Raw genomic sequence first — 510 nt, forward strand, 5'->3', positions numbered from 1 at the left:
CTTCTGTTTTCCCGTCTTTTTCTACTAACTTTTTCCCTGCCATTGATAATACTTGACCATTTTTCGGATTTATCATTACAACGAAAGCACGGTCCAACATCGATTCTGAACCTTTATAGGCCTTTAATATTTTTTCTATGCTCTCTTCTACTTTTTTCTGTAATTCCATATCTATCGTTAAAGTTAAATTCTTGCCGCTTTTCCCTTCAGAAACTGTTTCCGTTCTAATTGTATTACCTTGTTTATCAGCAATACTTCTTACCTCTTTTTTCGTACCATGAAGCACATCTTCGTATTGCTGTTCGATGTAACTTTTCCCGACCCGATCATTCCGGCTATACTCACGCACTAAATAATAATCTAATCGTTCACGTGGTAGTCCTTCATCAGCATTCGAAATATTTCCAAGGACTGAACGGAATAAGCCATCATTTACATAGAGCCTTTCCCAATCAACTGATGCGTCTACACCTGGTAGATTTGCTAAATTTTCACTAATCACAGTATATT

General features: G+C 36.7%; 1 pseudogene. It reads right to left on the reverse strand.

Features of this window, described 5'->3' with window-relative positions:
• Positions 1 to 510: pseudogene (locus KI356_RS27195) on the reverse strand (penicillin-binding protein); the annotation flags it as partial.

Origin of the sequence: Bacillus hominis (assembly GCF_018332515.1) — a bacterium.
GTDB lineage: Bacteria > Bacillota > Bacilli > Bacillales > Bacillaceae_G > Bacillus_A > Bacillus_A hominis.